At 43.8% G+C, this 18,451-nt stretch carries 14 protein-coding genes; 7 read left to right on the top strand and 7 right to left on the bottom strand.

Annotated features, from left to right (window positions below; all coding sequences use genetic code 11):
• Nucleotides 1–146: 146 nt before the first annotated feature.
• The 3 genes from ACFQ21_RS19405 to ACFQ21_RS19395 form a co-directional block, all read right to left on the bottom strand.
• Nucleotides 147–1,913 (bottom strand): ABC transporter ATP-binding protein, encoded by a 1,767-nt coding sequence (locus ACFQ21_RS19405; protein WP_377581403.1) that lies wholly within the window; start codon nt 1,911–1,913, stop codon nt 147–149.
• A 229-nt stretch (nt 1,914–2,142) separates the two neighbouring features.
• Nucleotides 2,143–2,889, bottom strand: coding sequence for an SDR family oxidoreductase (locus ACFQ21_RS19400; protein ID WP_377581400.1), 747 nt, complete (start codon nt 2,887–2,889; stop codon nt 2,143–2,145).
• A gap of 49 nt (nt 2,890–2,938) precedes the next feature.
• On the bottom strand, nt 2,939–3,466 hold the full coding sequence (locus ACFQ21_RS19395) for a DinB family protein (protein ID WP_377581397.1): 528 nt from the start codon (nt 3,464–3,466) through the stop codon (nt 2,939–2,941).
• A gap of 104 nt (nt 3,467–3,570) precedes the next feature.
• Between ACFQ21_RS19395 and ACFQ21_RS19390 the strand changes: the two genes are divergently transcribed.
• On the top strand, nt 3,571–4,401 hold the full coding sequence (locus tag ACFQ21_RS19390) for a helix-turn-helix transcriptional regulator (RefSeq protein ID WP_377581395.1): 831 nt from the start codon (nt 3,571–3,573) through the stop codon (nt 4,399–4,401).
• Between the two features lie 99 nt (nt 4,402–4,500).
• Here the strand turns inward: ACFQ21_RS19390 and ACFQ21_RS19385 are convergent, their stop codons facing one another.
• From ACFQ21_RS19385 to ACFQ21_RS19375, 3 genes are all read right to left on the bottom strand, one after another.
• Entirely contained in the window at nt 4,501–5,244 is a 744-nt protein-coding gene (locus ACFQ21_RS19385; protein ID WP_377581393.1) for an SDR family oxidoreductase, read from the bottom strand.
• A gap of 39 nt (nt 5,245–5,283) precedes the next feature.
• Entirely contained in the window at nt 5,284–6,144 is an 861-nt protein-coding gene (locus ACFQ21_RS19380) for an oxidoreductase (protein ID WP_377581391.1), read from the bottom strand.
• An 80-nt stretch (nt 6,145–6,224) separates the two neighbouring features.
• Complete coding sequence (locus ACFQ21_RS19375) at nt 6,225–6,812, bottom strand: TetR/AcrR family transcriptional regulator (RefSeq protein WP_377581388.1); 588 nt, start codon at nt 6,810–6,812, stop codon at nt 6,225–6,227.
• Between the two features lie 975 nt (nt 6,813–7,787).
• On the opposite strand from ACFQ21_RS19375, the gene ACFQ21_RS19370 reads away from it, so the two are divergent.
• The gene (locus ACFQ21_RS19370; RefSeq protein WP_377581386.1) at nt 7,788–10,247 is read left to right on the top strand and encodes a PKD domain-containing protein; all 2,460 of its coding nucleotides are present in this window, start codon (nt 7,788–7,790) and stop codon (nt 10,245–10,247) included.
• Between the two features lie 125 nt (nt 10,248–10,372).
• On the opposite strand, the gene ACFQ21_RS19365 is transcribed toward ACFQ21_RS19370, so the two are convergent.
• Nucleotides 10,373–11,413, bottom strand: coding sequence for a glycerophosphodiester phosphodiesterase (locus ACFQ21_RS19365; protein ID WP_377581384.1), 1,041 nt, complete (start codon nt 11,411–11,413; stop codon nt 10,373–10,375).
• Between the two features lie 271 nt (nt 11,414–11,684).
• On the opposite strand from ACFQ21_RS19365, the gene ACFQ21_RS19360 reads away from it, so the two are divergent.
• From ACFQ21_RS19360 to ACFQ21_RS19340, 5 genes are read left to right on the top strand one after another with little or no spacing between them, the layout of a single operon-like run.
• Nucleotides 11,685–12,332 (top strand): hypothetical protein, encoded by a 648-nt coding sequence (locus ACFQ21_RS19360; protein WP_377581382.1) that lies wholly within the window; start codon nt 11,685–11,687, stop codon nt 12,330–12,332.
• On the top strand, nt 12,329–13,456 hold the full coding sequence (locus tag ACFQ21_RS19355) for an AAA family ATPase (protein WP_377581380.1): 1,128 nt from the start codon (nt 12,329–12,331) through the stop codon (nt 13,454–13,456). Before ACFQ21_RS19360 ends, ACFQ21_RS19355 begins: the two co-directional genes overlap by 4 nt.
• Nucleotides 13,429–14,172 (top strand): hypothetical protein, encoded by a 744-nt coding sequence (locus ACFQ21_RS19350; protein WP_377581378.1) that lies wholly within the window; start codon nt 13,429–13,431, stop codon nt 14,170–14,172. The genes ACFQ21_RS19355 and ACFQ21_RS19350 overlap by 28 nt, the downstream gene beginning before the upstream one ends.
• Nucleotides 14,169–16,721: a ribosomal protein L7/L12 gene (locus ACFQ21_RS19345; protein ID WP_377581376.1), complete on the top strand. Its 2,553-nt coding sequence runs from the start codon at nt 14,169–14,171 to the stop codon at nt 16,719–16,721. Before ACFQ21_RS19350 ends, ACFQ21_RS19345 begins: the two co-directional genes overlap by 4 nt.
• Complete coding sequence (locus tag ACFQ21_RS19340; protein WP_377581374.1) at nt 16,693–18,417, top strand: hypothetical protein; 1,725 nt, start codon at nt 16,693–16,695, stop codon at nt 18,415–18,417. Before ACFQ21_RS19345 ends, ACFQ21_RS19340 begins: the two co-directional genes overlap by 29 nt.
• Nucleotides 18,418–18,451: the final 34 nt, after the last annotated feature.

The raw sequence follows: 18,451 nt of genomic DNA, 5'->3' as shown, positions 1-18,451 counted from the left end.
TAATCGGGCAACGAGATTTTCTATGAACGATTTACTAAGCTCCTCCATGGTGTTAGTTAAACTATATCCCTGAAAGTAATATCAGGGATACAGCATAGATTTTAACGTACCGGCTTGGCCGCACCAAAACCACATTTAGCACGGAGTTATACTTTCACAGCAACACGCTGCTCCACCGATTCTCCGATCTGCTGACGCCACATGGCGTAGTATAGTCCTTTTTCAAGAAGTAAATCTTCGTGTCTTCCGGATTCAACCACATTGCCTTTCTCCAATACATAGATCTTGTCAGCATGCATAATAGTAGACAGACGGTGCGCGATAAGAATGGTGATATGATTCTTAACCACTGATATGTCGCGAATAGTCTCGGTGATTTCTTCTTCCGTAATGGAGTCCAATGACGAAGTCGCTTCATCGAACACGAGTATATCTGGCTGGCGAAGCAGGGCACGTGCAATGGAAAGTCGCTGCTTCTCTCCTCCTGAAACCTTAACACCTCCTTCACCGATCACGGTGTCCAAACCTTTATCCGCACGATCCAGCAACGACTGGCATGCTGCTTTTTGCAATACCTGCATACACTCTTCATCGGTAGCATCAGGTCTTACAAATAACAGGTTTTCGCGAATGGTTCCTGAAAATAATTGAGTGTCCTGTGTTACGAAGCCAATCTTTTCACGCAACTCATCCATATTAATAGATGTGCTGGATATACCGTTGTATAATACTTCGCCTTCCTTCGGTTGATAAAGTCCGACCAGGAGTTTTACCAATGTAGTTTTGCCCGAACCGGAAGGTCCAACAAAAGCAATAGTCTTACCGTTGCTTGCTTCAAATGATATATCATTCAGGGCATTCCGCGAGGCCGTCTGGTGACGGAAGCTTACACCTGAAAAACTTAAGTTATTGATTCTCCCCATCAGCACGGGATTCTCCGGTTTGGCTTCTTTCGGTAAATTCAGAATGCGATTAAAATTGATGAGCGATACTTCTGCTTCGCGGAAAGCGATGATCACGTTGCCAAGTTCCTGCAACGGAGTAAACAGGAAGAATGAGTAGAACAGAAACGTGAAATATTTACCGGCAGAGATCTCGTTATCAAAGATCAGCACCAGCAGAATGACTACCATCACACTGCGTATAAAGTTGACCGTAGTGCCTTGCAGAAAACTCATGCCTCGTACATACTTTACTTTCTTCAACTCGAGACCGAGAATTTTATAGGTCGTATTATTAAGTCGATCAATCTCCTGTTTGGCAAGTCCCAGACTCTTTACCAACTCTATATTTCGCAACGACTCTGTTGTTGAGCCTGCGAGCGAAGTTGTTTCCTTTACTATATTTTTCTGAACCGTTTTTATCTTACGACTCAGTAACCAACTGGTAGCAGCAATGATTGGCACCGAAGCAAAATATACCAGTGTAACTTTATAACTTACCGTTAAGGAATATACCACCACAAAGATCATCGCTACCAGGCTTGAAAATAAAATACTGATAAACGAAGTGATAAACTTTTCAGAATCGGTTCGTACCTTCTGCAATATACCCAGTGTCTCACCGCTTCGCTGATCTTCAAAGGTCTGATACGGTAACTCGAGCGAATGCCGGATACCATCCGCATACATTTTCGCACCGAGCTTCTGCACCACGATGCTTGTAAAGTAGTCCTGCAGGTTCTTGGCGATGCGCGATACCATTGCGGCACCTACCGCCAATCCTACCAGGTACAGAATACCTTTTATAAACTCATCGCGACTTTGTGCATCGCGCTTCTCAATAAAATTGTCAACAATTTTTCCGGTTATGTGCGGATCGAGGAGCGAGAAAACCTGGCTGGTAGCAGCTAACAACAACGCAAGGGCAATAAGACCTTTATAGTTCCTGAGGTATGTAAAGAGTATTTTCATCCGGATTGGTGGTGAATAAAATGGACAATATCTGCATCTGAACAAAGAAACGCATCAGTAGGTTCTGTTTTTAACCGATAAACTGATTTTTTTATGCCCATCCCCTTTCGCCAGCCGTCCGGCAGATCATAAACGAACCGATGCTGCTTGTCACCATAGTATAGCCTGACCGTTAAAGATTTTTTAACAACGTTGTAAGTACCTGATACTATTTCAGATATACCCGCGTCTATCGTCCACCCGAAACATCGAGTAACGTACCGGTAATATAGGATGCTTCATCAGACAACAGCCACAGAATTGCATTCGCCACTTCTTCGGGCTGACCTCCACGCTTCATGGGTGTAAACACTTTTACACGTTCAATGCGATCAGGCTCGCCCGCTTTGGCATGTATATCAGTATAGATTATACCGGGACGCACTGCATTCACACGAATATTTTCTTCAGCAATTTCTTTGGCAAGCCCGAGTGTCATCGTATCAACAGCTCCCTTCGTAGCCGCGTAATCTATATACTCAAACGGTGCCCCGTACTTTGCTGCCATGGAAGATACATTCACGATACTGCCACCTGCACCGCCCTTTCGCGTAGACATGCGATTAACAGCTTCACGTGCACAGAGAAAACTGCCCACAACATTCGTAGCAAAAACTTTATGCAAGCGCTCTGCTGACATCTCTGATAACTTCTGCTGCGGCTCAATGATACCCGCATTGTTTACAAGCGCTGTGATCATTCCGACTTCACGATCGATTGACTCAAACATGGATTTCACCTGAGTCTCATCCGAAACATCGGCCTGAAATATATAGGCTTCTCCTCCATCCTTTTCAATGGACGATGCCACCGCTTTTGCAGCGGCATGATTACGAAGGTAATTTATACATACGCAATAGCCTGCACGCGAAGCCAGCGTTGCTGTAACAGCACCTATACCGGTACTCGCACCGGTTATCAAAAGTATTTTTTTCATTTACGGAATGGCGCAATTGCTATAAAGATTGAAAATAATAAAAATGGAATCAGGATTTAAGCACGCTTAGAAATTTGATCCACGGCCCCACGTCTTCCCGATAGTGCTTCGCCATTACACGGATAATCTGTGCTATATGTGTGAAGTCATGAACAGTCCATGTTGATAGAAGCTGTGCGAGCGTTACTTCGCCAAACTCGGGATGTATACCGATTCTGCTCATATCAACCTCTCGTAGGTTCCTCGATTTGATTCGTGCAATATTTTGTGATCGCAGCTCTTTGAATTCGGTCAACAGTTGATCGAGTGATTTTCCTGCGTTCTCATCGATCTGTGCCGTGCGATTAACGGGCTCGAATCGCTTGCCACTCTCTTCTGAAATAATGATCTCAACACGAACAAGCCAATCTGTTTTTTCGAGATGAACAAGATGACCGATAACGTCACATGGAGTCCAGGTATCAGGGCCTTCATTCAGCGTTGTCCAATCTTTGCTGAGGTTTAACAACAATGCCTGCAGCACATCCGGTGTGCGCGAAAGGATCTCGAGTGATTTGGCCAGTGTAAAATTTTCCATACGTTGTTTATAGCTACAGAAGCTCGAAATATTGATTTTTTATTTCTAATATTCGTTGTAAAAAACGGCCAATCAGAAAAAGATCATTCATTTATCCTGCTGACGTGGAATTACAAAAGATCAAGCCGAAACATTTATCGCAACAGATCAAGTATATCTATATACTTCGGTCACACGCCACGGAGATCATTCCGAAGCCTCACATGCTCATACCCGATGGGACATTCGAACTCATTCTGAATTTTGGTGATGCGGTGTATCATACCGATCAGCAACAGGAAGCAATACAAAGACCGACTGCGCTGCTGGCCGGAGGATTTCGGAAGCAGTTCAGTCTGCACTATGCCGGCCACATTCACATGATCGGTGTTGTCTTCAACCCGGTGTATCAAAATATGATCCTGAACGACCGGATGGATATATATAGTGCCTCGCTGATAAAGGCGGAGCAGGTCTTGGGCAACACACTCAACACAATGATTGATCCGCTGCCTGACTTATCCAATACAGAACACCTGCGCGAGCACATTGAAAATTACTTTATGAAGTTCTTTACTGATCAGCACCAGGGTGTGCATACAGAAAATCTGCAAACTGCTATAGAGATGATTCAACGTTCAAAAGGAAATATAGACCTGTCGAAATTGTCATCGCGTGTATGCATGAGTACTCGCAATTTCAGAAGAGTATTTACAGAAACCATAGGAATATCTCCGAAAGAATATATACGGATTATCCGTTCGAAAAATATACTGCACCTTACCAGGAAAGGAAAATCAATTGAGGCGATGGCATTTGAACTGGGCTACTACGACCCTTCACATCTTATCCGGGATTTTAAAGAGATCAGTGGCACGACCCCACGAGGGTATGTGGATCAACTTAACACTATTGACGAAAGCTTTATGCGGGTTAGCCAGTACGCACGATTGTAGTATATATCAACTAAGTGAAGACAATATCTGTCGCAGCCGAAAGATTATATATCTATTACGACCGTTCCAAACTTGTCTGTCACTTGTTGAGAAGAATACTTACGCTACCTGGTTCAATACCTTGAAGGCCTGCTCAGGCGAGGAAAGAAAAACTTTATAGAGATCGGCAGTCATGCCTACGTGAATTTCATATACATTATTCTGTATAGCCGTCAGCAACTGACTTGACACCTCAGACGAAGGCATTCCACGCGTTTCGCCTCCTATATCTTTTGCCATGTCGGTATTAACGAGTGGCGGCATCAATTCAAAAACTTTTACAGAAGTATTGGTAAGTGCACTTCGTAACACCTGTGTATAGGTATGCAACGCAGCTTTACTGGCCGAGTAGGTAGGAATAACAGTTCCGGCAGCAAACACCACAATGGAAGTTACATTTATGATAGCCGCTGTTGGCTGGGCTTTCAATACCGGGAGAAGGTGCTCCGTTAATCGCACTACCGATAAGTAGTTGATCTCTATTTCTTCGTTGGCTATGCTAAAGGTATCACTTCCTTCGTGCAGATTATGGACGTGGGCAACACCGGCATTGTTCATGAGTACGCTGAGATCACTGAACTCATTTTTAATTCTTTTCGCGAGACTTATAACGTCACTCTCCTTTGTAACATCACAACGGATCGCGGTAACATTTTTCAAAGCCTGCGATGCTTTCAATAATTTGTCTTCGTTTCTTCCGGTAATGATTACGCGATTACCAAGTGCACTCAGAGACTTGGCTACTTCAAAGCCGATGCCGGAACCACCACCGGTAATCAGCACTGTTCTGTTTTCAATATTCATTTGTATGTATAGGTATGTGTGAATTTTATAAAAGGTATACTATGCATTTGCCGCTGCACGTTGGAAATCCGTGCTGGCGGAAATTTCTTCCCATGCTTTGATTTCGGTTTCTGTCTCTGCCATCTTTTCACGGAAGGAAGCAATCGCATCTTTACCGATGGGTAAATGAACCGGGGGATTGCTGCTGTTGGCTAAAGCGATAATTACCTGCGCAAATTTTGCAGGGTCGCCAGGTTGATTGCCGTGTAGCTGATGCGCGAAATCTTTCAACTGGCCAACAGTAGAAGCATACGCCTCGATAGAATTTTGTGATACTATATAAGAGTCGCTCGCGAGAAAATCGGTCGCGAATATACCCGGTGCAACAGACGTTACATGGATACCCAATGGCTTAACCTCTAATGCCAGCCCCTCCGATATACCTTCTACAGCAAACTTCGTTGACGCATAAATTCCGAAACCGGGAGCAGAAGCTTTGTAACCAAACAGGGATGAGAAGTTAATGATGTGACCAGCCTTGGCCTGTCGCATGTGTGGTAACAGCGCTCGCGTTACATGCAGGAGCCCAAACACATTTGTATTATACTGTTTGAATATATCTTCATCCGTTGCTTCCTCAAATGCTCCGAGATAGCCATACCCGGCATTATTCACGAGGACATCTACCCGACCGAACGTTGCCAGTGCTTTCTGTACTCCTTCTTCTACGTGTTGCTTGCTGGTTACATCCAGCACAACTACCAACAGATCGCTACCCGCACCCAATGATGCTGTAAGTTGCTCTGCATTTTTTCGTACTGTGGCAACTACCTTATCACCAGCACGCAGCGCAGCTTTCGCAATTTCAAAACCGAAGCCTCTCGATGCCCCGGTGATAAACCATACTTTTTGCTTTTTCATTTGTTCCTAATTTTTGTGTTGAGACTTCTTGTTCTATCTATTAAAAATGACCGATCGGTCATTTTATAATCAAAAAAAAATTACGCACTGTGATCTTCAATTTCTTTCTTCAAACCGCGCGCAATCACTTTCATGGTTTTATTGTCACCGGCAATGCGCGACATCATGATGCCCCCTTCGATGGTCGCAAACATCCTGATGGAAAACTCTTTGCCGTCCCAGTCTGCTTTAAACTCACCGTTGTCCTTTCCACTCTTTATTATAGAGTAGATCAGCTTAAGGCCCGTATCCATGAACGAACATATTTTTTTTCGAATCACCTGGTCCGTATCATCCGATTCCATTCCAAAATTCAACATGGGACATCCTCCTGCTAACAGCGGATTTACAGGATCCATAAAGAGATCGATATACGCCAGCAATTTTCCCTGCGCGGAATCCGCTTTACCAAGCGCTGTCTCAATAGCTTTCCCCAGGCGCTCAATGTGATAATCAACAACAGCGTGCGCCAGATCCTCTTTGTCTTCGAAGTGAACGTATAGACTCCCCTTGGCTAGTTTCGTAACTTCCAGGATATCACTCATTGAAGTTCCGGCCACGCCTTTTGTATTAAAGAGTGGGGCAGCTTTCGTGATAATCAGTTCCCGTGTGCGTTCAGCTTTTGTCATGGCTTCGTTTCGGCACAAATATAAGTGACCGATCGGTCATTTTAACGATTGACCATAAAAAAAGATTCATGAGACACCTGAAATTTTCTCGTCATTGAATTGTGGACACTGTTCCGCCAACCATAAGACGACTTTAAGACTGGTGTTGTAACAGCGTAAGACACAGTAAGTAAGGAAAGCCCTGATGGTCCTTGTTTTCTTCCCTGTAAGGATAAGGGATTCCCTGATAGTGCCCTGATATAGTTGTGTAAGGAAGCCCGATATATATATCAGGATATATAGCAAAGTATATATCAGAAAAGCCTTTTTAATCGCTTCATTTTCTAACAAACACGCTCCTTTTCATTAAAAAAATCTTTTTGCTCTGTAATTCTTCACGGCAAGTCGCGCGGGAAGCTTGTACTTTTTTTCTGATATATATACTTTTTTGATTTTTATGTACACTACATGCTTCCGCACCAGTCAAGATGGACACATGTAATAAATGAAGTGGTGATGATAAGAAAATGAGACAGTGACCTGCGATGCATCGATATCATCCACACGTTCACATGCAGTTGATACACTTTTTCGACAGACTCGTCAGTATATTTTGAATCTCAACCTTAACTGAAACAAAAAATTTAACATGTGTTCATGATAAACGTACGAACACTTTTTGTGTGACATCCCGAAGTAAAATTGAAAATACACATCGTTCACAGATGTTTCTCCTTTCACCGATCATATCGACACATCTTCTATTTACTTCGGTATGTAATTAATGCTGAGCTGTCCAAATATAGTCTTCGCACATCTATACTTTGCCTCATCATTTCGCTTTGGGCAAAAAAGTAAACATAACTCTATCGCATGTAAGCCGGTGTAGATATGAAACAGAATTACCTTTTCGGGGCGCTATAGCTTTGCATCATCAAACTTTCAATCAGCAAGGTGCTGGTGGTTAAATAAAGTGGTAACAAACTATAACAAGTGATGAAAGCAAAAACGATGTTGAAAATTGTCTTAGTGGTGGTTGTGTCTCTTATTGCACGTCTTTCATGGGCGCAAAGTTGTAATTGCAAGTACACAGTAGGACTGACGGAGACGAATGTTGATGGAAAGGCTTTATCCATTCAACCGGGGGATGTGATCTGTATACAAGCAGGTAACAGAAGTGTATTGAGATTCTCTAATATAGTAGGTACTGCAGCGAATCCAGTTATAATAAAGAACTGCGGTGGCGTAGCTAATATAGAGAATACGGATAAGAGTTATGCCGTGTGGTTTTCAGCAAGCCGCTACTTCCGTGTAACGGGAACCGGAGATGCTGCGAACAACTATGGTATACGCGCGAAGACTTCAAAATCAGGATCGAATGCATTTGTAGTAACAGATTTAAGTTCTGATGTTGAAGTGGATCACGTAGAAGTTGCAGGTGCTGGTTTTTCGGGTATCATGGCGAAAACAGACCCGCGTTGCGATCTGACTGCAAACCGCGGTGTATTTACCATGTATAACGTTGTTATACACGAAAACTATGTGCACGATGTAACGGGTGAAGGTATGTATATCGGTAACTCATTCTATAACGGATGGACTGGTAACACTTCGTGCAGCGGTACAACACTTTATCCTCACGACATCATTGGTTGCAAAGTATATAAGAACATCATCAAACGCACAGGCTGCGAAGCGATTCAGGTTGGTACGGCTTCATCGGGTTGCGAAATATATAATAATGACATCGAACTTTTCGGACAGGATCCATTTGCAAACTATCAGAACAACGGTGTGCAAATCGGCCTTGGTACCGGTGGTAAAATGTATAACAACATCATCAAAAATGGTCCTGGTAATGGTATAATTGTACAAGGTAAAGGCGATAACGTTATCTATAATAACATCATCATCGGTGCAGGCAGCAACGGTATATATTGTGATGACGCTACAACAAGCGGTACACTCGGTCCTGGTTTCTCTTTCATCAACAACACGATTATCACACCCGGTGGCGATGGCTTAAAGATCGCTGCCGAGCGTGTGGCCATGAACCACTTCATCAACAACATTATCATCAAGCCGGGCACAGGTGTATATGTAAACAAAGCTCCTGCTACCGTGAAAATGGAAGAAGTGAACAACTACTATAGTGCAAACATTGCTGACGCGAAATTTGTAAATGCTGCTACAAACGATTATCACCTGCTTAACACATCACCAGCGTTGAACAAAGGTACTGCAACATCTACATACGGTGTAACGTTCGACTACGACAGCAAAGCAAGACCTTCCGGTGGTGTATATGATATCGGTGCATTCGAATTGCAAACTGTTAGCAACGTGCTGCCTACTGTAAACGCGGGCACTGATAAAACGATAACACTTCCTACAGCAACCGTATCACTCACCGGAACTGCAAGCGACTCTGATGGATCTATAGCATCGTATAACTGGACAAAACAAAGCGGTGGTGCTGCTACGTTGACGAATGCTACTACGGCTACACTATCTGCTTCTGCACTGGTAGCTGGTACCTATACTTTCAGACTTACTGTAACAGACAATACTGGTGCCACTGCGTATGACGATGTAGTTGTAACGGTGAATGATGCTGCGAAGCCTCCTGTAATCGTTGAAACTCCGATTTTCCGAATCAACACCGGTGGTGCAACGATCAGCGCAAGCCCGATCAACTGGATCTCTGATACACAAGCTGCCAAGTCTCAATATCTGGATGCTGCCAGCGCAAACTATACTGCAGGCGGTTCAAGCTGGACTGGTACAAATACAACCGGTGCTCCTAACAATATGTTTGGTCCGAACCGATACTCGCCTACTTACGGTGGTACTACCATGGAATGGAACTTCCCTGTACAAAGCGGAACGTATAAGGTAAATCTGTACTTCGCAGAGACTCCGTATACAGGTGGTGTGAAAGCTGCTGGTGCACGTGTGTTCCACATCAACGCAGAGGGTACACGCAAACTCAGCAACATCGATATCTATGCTGAAGCAGGAATGAACGCACTGAAAAAGCAGTTTGAAATAACTGTAACAGACGGTACACTTGACCTGGACTTCGTTCGCTCAGTAGGTAACCCGCAAGTGAATGGCATCGAGATTGTAGCATTAACAGAACAAACTACTACAACGGCTCGCTCAGCAACTGCTGAAGAAGAATTTGAGACAACAGACGAGACAACTGCGGTTGCTTCTGTACAGGCAAGTCCGAATCCTTTCACTGACAGACTAAACCTGACGTTGACTGCACAAAGTGAAAATGTTTCGATCGCATTACAAGATATGAATGGCTACACAGTTCTGGAAGATGTTCAGCATGATGTATCTGAAATCAACCTTGACTTCGGTACTACCAGACTCCCTGCCGGTATATATATACTGACTGTAAATGCAGATGGTAAAGTTGCCAAGCAACGTGTGATCAAGCGATAATTTTTGATAGTTAACTTTTCCTAACCAACAGGGGCCGTCTCAAAAGGACGGTCTCTTGTTTTTATATAAAATAAAAAAGAAGAGGCTGTACTCTTCTTTTTTATTTATAGTATAATGAATCCGTGTTATCGCTTCACCAACGAAAGCAATAATTCAGGTTCGTTGGTAGTGATAAAATCTACATTTTGTTTAAGCAGTTCATCCAGCACCAGTTTGTCATTCACCGTCCATACATTGATCGTTAACTTTCTGTTCTTTGCATCGGTTAACCAGTCTGGATTTTTCTGCAGTACACTGACGTGATAGTCCAGTCCATACAAATTATCGGCAGCCAGTTCAGCGGGTGCTTTATCCCCTTTCAAATAAGCAGCATGTGCGTACGGTGCAAGCTTCATTACCTCCTTGCACACATCATAATCAAAACTGATATAGTCAACCCAGGCTTGTGCGTGGAGCTTTTCTACCAGCGTTATAATTTTATGTGTTAACGCCAGCGAACCTTCTTTACCCAGCTCCGATGGTTTTATCTCCAGGATCAGTTTTGTTTTGTTTTGCATCATGCCGGCCTTAAGATAATTTTCGAGTGTTGGCAACGATTCACCATTTGAAAGCTTCATCGTTAGTAATTCGCTCGAATTGGTTTTAGCGATGGAGATACCTTGTATTGATGCATCGTGGTTAATTACCGGAAGTGAATCAGCAGACATGTGCACATCGAACTCGCTTCCTTCACAGCCCAATGCTATAGCATGGTTCAACGCTGCAATGGAGTTTTCAGTTGCACCTGTATTTTTCCACGCACCACGATGCGCTATCACCTTGTTCCGGATGAAATCATCTTTAACAATCCGGAATATACTGGTCTCTTCACCGGAAGTTGTCTTAACGATAATACTGACGTCAGCATACGTTGCACCCGCCTTTAATTTTTCAGGACGAATGGATAGCTGATGATCTTTGCTGATTTTGAATGCAGCCTGATTCTCACCATCGAGTGTGATGGATTTAATGTCACCCGTTCGAAGTCTCACGTAACCGACCGCCTGTGTATTCTTGCTCCATGTATAGCCCGTCAGGTATACAGTAGCCCGACCGTTGGTTTGTGCCACACAATAGCCCTGTATCAAAAGCAACGGCCACAACACAAGCATAAGTACCTCTCTCATAAACATTTTTTTAATTAGAAACATAAGGCAAATTTATTTGTAAACATTGGAAGATGAGATAATTGAAAGATTAGAAGATTGCAAGATTGAAAGATTAAGGAGATTGTGCCAGCGCTATATTTCAATTTTAAATTTTGAACATTTCAATCTTCTACCCCTCCAATTCCACGATCTTGTAAGTTTTCCGTGTAAAGTGCTTAAAATCCGGGAGTAGTTCATGCATTTCAAATTTGCTATGCTCCGCAGATCGCGCCATCTTGCAAATCTGTATATGGCAATAGATAACCACTTTCTGAAAATGATCGCGCAGCTCCGGCAACACGAGGAAGTGATGCTATATGGAAATCTCCTGCATGTTACACAACCCGATCTGGAAGCGGTAATCCATTTCCTGGAACAAGAGTATAATCGTGAAGTATTACAGTATCCATCCGGTGCTCCCCCGTTCCATGCAGCTGCAGCCTCGTGGTCTGCACAACTGGTATACAAGGCTGCACAGTTGATGCTATACCGCGAAAATAAACCGGAAGATCTCCGCGCTTTACTGCCGGTATTTACCCAAGAGCAAAATGATTCCGCAATTTTATCGGCTGATCTATGCCTTCGATTTATACCAGCGATGCGGGAGCATTTACACGTAATCGATCCCGAGGATCCGCTACTCGTGTTACTGGATGAATTATTGATACAGTGGCACTACTCCGGTATATCTGCCGCACTTGACATTTCAAAACTTGACTTGGGCCCGATTGTCTCATCCTCTGCTCTTCTGACGCTATATACCGAACGTATTATATACTATCGAAAAACAGAACTGGCTAAACATCCGCTCTTCCTTGAAACAATTCGTGCATCACTGGGTATATATGGCGATACCTTGTGGAAAGAATTTAAAGACGTTATTATTCCTGAACCATGAATACTATTGACAACCTGAACAAGGTTCTGACATTTGTAAAAAACTCTTTCGTTGGAAAAAATGAAATTGTTGATCTGCTGGGTATAAGTTTGCTGGCCCGTGAAAATGCTTTTCTTCTGGGCCCTCCCGGCACAGCGAAGAGCGCTATTATCCGGCAGCTTTCAGATTGTATTCAGGGCGGAAAGAACTTTGAATATTTACTCACGCGTTTCACAGAGCCCAACGAGATATTCGGTCCATTTGATATTCGTAAACTGAAAGAAGGCGAACTCATTACCAACACCGATGGTATGATGCCGGAAGCATCCATGGTGTTTCTGGACGAAATCTTCAATGCCAACAGTGCTATATTGAACAGCTTGCTCATGGCATTGAACGAACGCATTTTCAGACGCGGTAAAGAAACCCGTAAACTTCCTGCGCTCATGTTCGTAGGCGCGAGTAACGTGTTGCCTGAAGACGAAGCGCTGAATGCGCTGCTTGATCGCTTCCTGATCCGCGTGCGTTGTGACTACGTTGATACTGATTTACTGGAAGAGGTATTGCTCGCAGGCTGGAATCTGGAGAGCCGGTCTGTTGAGCGTCCGGTAATAACACCACAGGAAATTACCGAGCTGCAGCAGCGTTGTCGCCAGGTAGACCTTGCTCCTGTCCGGAAACAATTTGTAGATGTAGTCCATACGTTGCGTAACACCGGTATAAAAGTTTCGGACAGGCGCGCTGTAAAGATTCAGAACCTGATGGCCGCGAGTGCACTGATCAGCAACCGGACGCAGGCGATTCTTTCTGACTTGTGGGTGTTGAAATATATATGGGACACGGAAGAGCAGATCGAAATACTGGCAGGTATCATTGACTCGATCATTGAAAAAGATACAGCACTGCAGCCACATCCGCAGGCACACTATAACAAAACTCCCCAGGCAGAAGAGCTGATCAAAGATGTACAGCTGCTTGCTTCACGTTGGGAGTCAGGTAACCTCTCGTTCGAAGAACAGAATGTTATCAAGGATAAACTCCGTTATGTGCAAACGCGCTGTAACTGGATCAAAAAGAATGAGCACAAAGATCATATACAGGCTGAAATAGAACAGTTATGGAAAAAGATGCTGGAGGCAGTATAGTATATTTCCTTTCGATTCCGCAGGCCTATAAAAATGATCTGGCGCGCATCCGGCAATGGACCAATCTGAAAGCCGGCTTCGATGAAAATATCATTTGGATCAGGGATCTGAATTACCAGCAGGTATACTCGACCGAAGTACGTTCGATACCTTTTGCCACGGCATACTATGAGAAAGGTAATCAGCTTTATTTACTCGATCGGAAATTACCCGAACGTAATGTGCCTGGATTGCTGTGGACACCAATAGACCGCGCCCTGCCGGTTAAGCTTCCATCGCTCAACCATAATTATTTTGGTATACATGATACGATCAGCATTACAATGGTACCATCGGATCGGGAGACCGATGCTGTTGCCATGATTGTATCACTTGATGTGCTCAGTCACTATATAGAGAACGCACCCGCTGTTCGTCTCGAAAAAATACGTTGGGCTGTTCTCGGTTCCAATCAGGCATTCCTGTTAGGCACTCCGTTGTTGCCGATTCCGGGTACAACGGTATGGTCGCGCAAGGATCTGCTTTTTCCTACCGGGTACGATTTTGAATTACATTCTGTATCGGATGTGATCCAGAAGAAAATCAACCCGGGAAGAGACTCTTGGATTCTTTGGGACACCGATAACTCTTATCAACTGATTTCGAAAGAAAGTCTCGTACCTTTATCCCGGAGCTCATTTCGCGTTACGATCACCAATCCACTACAGCAATCGTGACACCTGCAAATTACTTTCAATCGTATCAGAATTATTTCTGGCAGTGGGAAGATACCGGTGAGGTGATCGCTATACCAAAAGAGTCTACGATCGCTTATCGAGAGCTTCTCGGAGAGATTATAGGTAAACTATATCCGCAGGGCTTACCTCCTTTCGGTTCGTTGCTATTGGTGATGATCGCTACGAATCCTAATGGTTCTGCGTCATTGGATGCCGTATATAGTATTGTTCAGCAATCCGGCTCCCTGCCTAAAAACAGTGAAACTACTTTGGCAGGCGCGATTGGCTTTCTGAAACTCTTAACAGAATTACCGAAACCTTATAAGGAAGGCAAACGCAGGTTGTTGCTGTTACAGGCGCTATTCGAACAATGCCACAATATTTTATCGTTGAAGGCTTCTGCTGGTGTACAGGCCCAATACAATCAACGCTTATTTGAAAACGGACTTCAACCAGTTCCCCTGCAGGATAGTGTATTTGATAAAGACTTCAGACCACTGAGTATACTGGCTGGTAAATTTCAAAGTACACAGGAAATCATCAATCGCATTGCGGCCTTGCCGGATACACAGCAGTATGATATCAAGTTTGATGAGACACCCGGAGATGATACGCCTGCTCCGAAAACGGATCTCGTAGATGAGCTCTTGCAGAGCTATAAAACATTTGCTGTCGGTTCACTGATTCGCTGGCTCTGGAGCGGACTAAATATACCTGTACACAGCACTTTGCCGAGCCAGCAGCCGCTGGGTGGCTTCTCTGATCTGACCAACAAGGGAGACTTCGATAAACTTCTTGTTTCTGAATTTGCGTATGACGATCTTCTATTCCTATCGCGACTCGCGAATAACGAAGCCCTGTATATTCACCGCGAAGTTCCTCCCACGCATAACAACCTGCAACGACTCATCCTGATCGATGCTACGCTGAAGAACTGGGGCAACCCGAAGGCTATTGCTTTTGCTATAGCCATCGCGATTGCTCGTCATCCCAAAACAGATATAGGTTGTTCGGTGGTAGTATTGGGAAACACTTCTTATCACACGGTATCCATCGAAACAATCGATTCAATCATTGATGCCGTACAGATCGTTGAAGAAGGCCTTCATCCGGCACACAGTCTCGAAGCATTTTTAAAAGAGAACAAAGTTGATTCGAACAGAGAGGTATTCTTTATAACGGAACCGTCTACAGTAAAGCAATCGGCCCTGCTGAAAGTATTGAACGAGCATCAACAACGTATCCACTATCATATATATACTGATATTGCCGGCAATGTAGATATATACAAGCGACAAGGCAGCAGCAAACGGCATGTACAACACATCCTCCTCCCGCTTGAGACACTCTGGAAAAAACCAGCGTCACTCAAGGCGGAACAGCGTGTGCAGCAACCTGGTTTTCGTGTAAATTATCCGATCCTGCTGAAAGATGACGCATCTGCAAAAGTAAGGCTGGCTCCCGATGGAGAGGTCTTCCTGTTTACGAAAGAACAAACTATACTACGACTATTCGACAAGGCAACGGAACGTCACGAACGCGGCTGGGATCTGATGTACTTTAACCTACCCTTTCATTCTGATCACTGCGAAATCGGTATTTCGAAAAATCGCCATCACGTTGCACTGATCTTTAACAGCAACACACGCGAACTGCTTCTGCTTGACTTGCATACTGCAGAGAAGAAGATTATACCATTCCGGGAATGGAAATTTACTACAGGGCCTTCCTTTATATTTGATGACGGTAATTTTGTTCATTCCAATTCCGCTGGAGCATGGAGTATAGCAACAGACGGTACTGTCAAGCGCATCGATACGATCGACTCCGGCAAATTTCAACAACGGGAAACCGCATTGCAATCGGCTTCAAAATATACCTGGGCTCATTCCGTTCTAAAAAATGTAACGAAAGTATTTATTAATGATGGCGGAGAACTCGTATTCAAGCTTCACACACTGAGACTCGTAGGGCAAAGCATGCACATTAAATTTATGCAATGCCGTGATTTAACCTCGAAAGCCACGGCAGAGCTTAACGATAATAATATATTTGTATTTATTGATGGCAGCTCCGTTGAAGTTAATCGCTCCGGCCTGTTAATATTGAACAGCAGTGACAAGCAGATCCCAACGATATATATACCTACTGCGCTCGACAGTTCACTAGGGTTGGCGACAGATTATGAATTTGCGGGTAACACCTACTATTACAAAGAGCCCGTGTATGAAGTAATTCTGAAACGGATCGGTGAACGTAAATTAGAAAGCGTAAAAACCCTGAAAGAGCTGGCTAATTTCTCGCTGATGGACGCAAAGTCGATGATTGACAATGAAAATCATGCCGTTATTTTTACCCATTGCCTAAGACAAAAAGCACTTGCGTTTCAAAAGACCATGACTGAGATCGGAAACGATGTTGAATTGAGGGAAATAGCAGGCTCAGCACAGCTGCAAAAAATAACATTGGAAGAATTTTACAAGAAGTACCTCGGGCGCTATATAAATACAATTCTAAATCATGGAGCTGAAGCTGATACCAACCGATAAGAATACTTTTCCGTTAAAGGGACTGCTGATCAAAAGTGCTTCAGCTGTTCAATGGCTCAAAGAGATCCAGTCATTGCAACTAGCATTGTCAGATATACAGCTATATCCTATACCGGATGTTGTTCCCAATACGATCTGGGGTTGTCTCATCATCTCGCGCGAGAAGATGTCCACAAACAACATTGGTCGCCATGAACTGTGCCAACACGTTACGGATAATCTATATATACCGGAACGTTCTACTGTTTTTCCGATGCCATCTGCTGCAGAACTGGAAAAACTCTTCGTTTCGGGAATATATATAGTACATCCTGATTTTGGCTGGGTTGAATTAACCGAAGAAGTAAATCTTCCGGATATAATTACCGTATCTACTGCAAAACCTGACTTGGTAACGAAGCCTGCTCTTTCTGTGTATATCCCGCGTACGATCAGAAGCTTTCAGATCCATTCGCTTCCTGCCGAAGAAGTGTTGAAGAACCTGGAAGAACAGACATTTCCGAAACACAAAGCGCTTGAAAACAAACCGCTGAATCTTTGGGAGAAGATGCGACTCGGGTTCTATAAATTTATATTTGCAAACACACCAGGTTCTCCGCAGGGAGGAACAAGTAACTCTTCTGCGAGTTCTGCTTCGAAGCTGGAATTGTTCTTTCAAAAACTATTCAAGAACGACAAGCAATGGAACCGTGTACAACAGGATTTTAAAGACCTGGAGGAGCGTAACAAAAAGAATATTGAGCGCCTGATGGACCTTTTGAAAAAAGATCCCGATCTCGCCTTGCAGTACGCCATTCCCCTCAGTGAAGGTGGTGTTACGCGTGGCGGCACAACAGCTCAAATTGATTTTGCCAGACGCTGGTTTGACTTTTCGCTCTTTGGTAATACCACCTCGGGTGGTTCATCCGGTTCGATTGAACTTGGCGATCATTACTATGATCTGCAACGACAGTATCATGCAACCGCTGAAGATCTGATCAAACGAAAAGAATATCAGAAAGCAGCATTTGTATATATGAAGTTGTTAAAAGACTATAACAAAGCTGCCGGAACATTGGAAGAGGGCAAGCACTACCAGGAAGCTGCCACTATTTTTCTCAAACACGCTGGCAATAAGCGCAAGGCTGCAGAGTGTTATGAGAAGGGAAATATGACGAGCGATGCCATAGCACTTTACAAAGAATTGAATGAAAATGAAAAAGTGGGCGACCTGTATATGACACTCGCGAACAAACCGCAGGCACATATATACTATGAAAAAGTAGCCACCGACTATAAAACACGCGGTCAGCATGTAAAAGCTTCACTGGTATACCGCGGTAAAATGGAAAATTCACCAGCAGCACAGTCCACTTTACTGGATGGTTGGCGAATGCAGAAAGATGCTGCCAACTGCTTGCAGAATTACTTTGCCCATATTGCGGATATAGACGAGTTAGGAAAAGAGATCAATACACTCTATCAGAATGAAGTAGCATCGCATAATCGTGAGGTCTTTTTACAGGCTCTGAAACATGAGTATAAAAAGAAACACAAACTGCAGGACGCGATCCAGGAAATGGCTTACGAAATCATCGCGATGCAAATCCCGGTAAACCGATCTATAGTCTCTGAGCTCAAAGATTTCAATCCCGGCAACCAGGAGCTACTGAAGGACACCCTTCGTTTTAAGGTTAACAAGAGATTGAAAGATTGAAAATTATAAGATTGGAAGATTCTAAAATTAGAAG

This window comes from Ohtaekwangia kribbensis, from assembly GCF_042676245.1.
GTDB lineage: Bacteria > Bacteroidota > Bacteroidia > Cytophagales > Cyclobacteriaceae > Ohtaekwangia > Ohtaekwangia kribbensis.
Note: the sequence above shows the minus strand (reverse complement) of the source record. Positions and strands in the feature narration are given on the sequence as shown.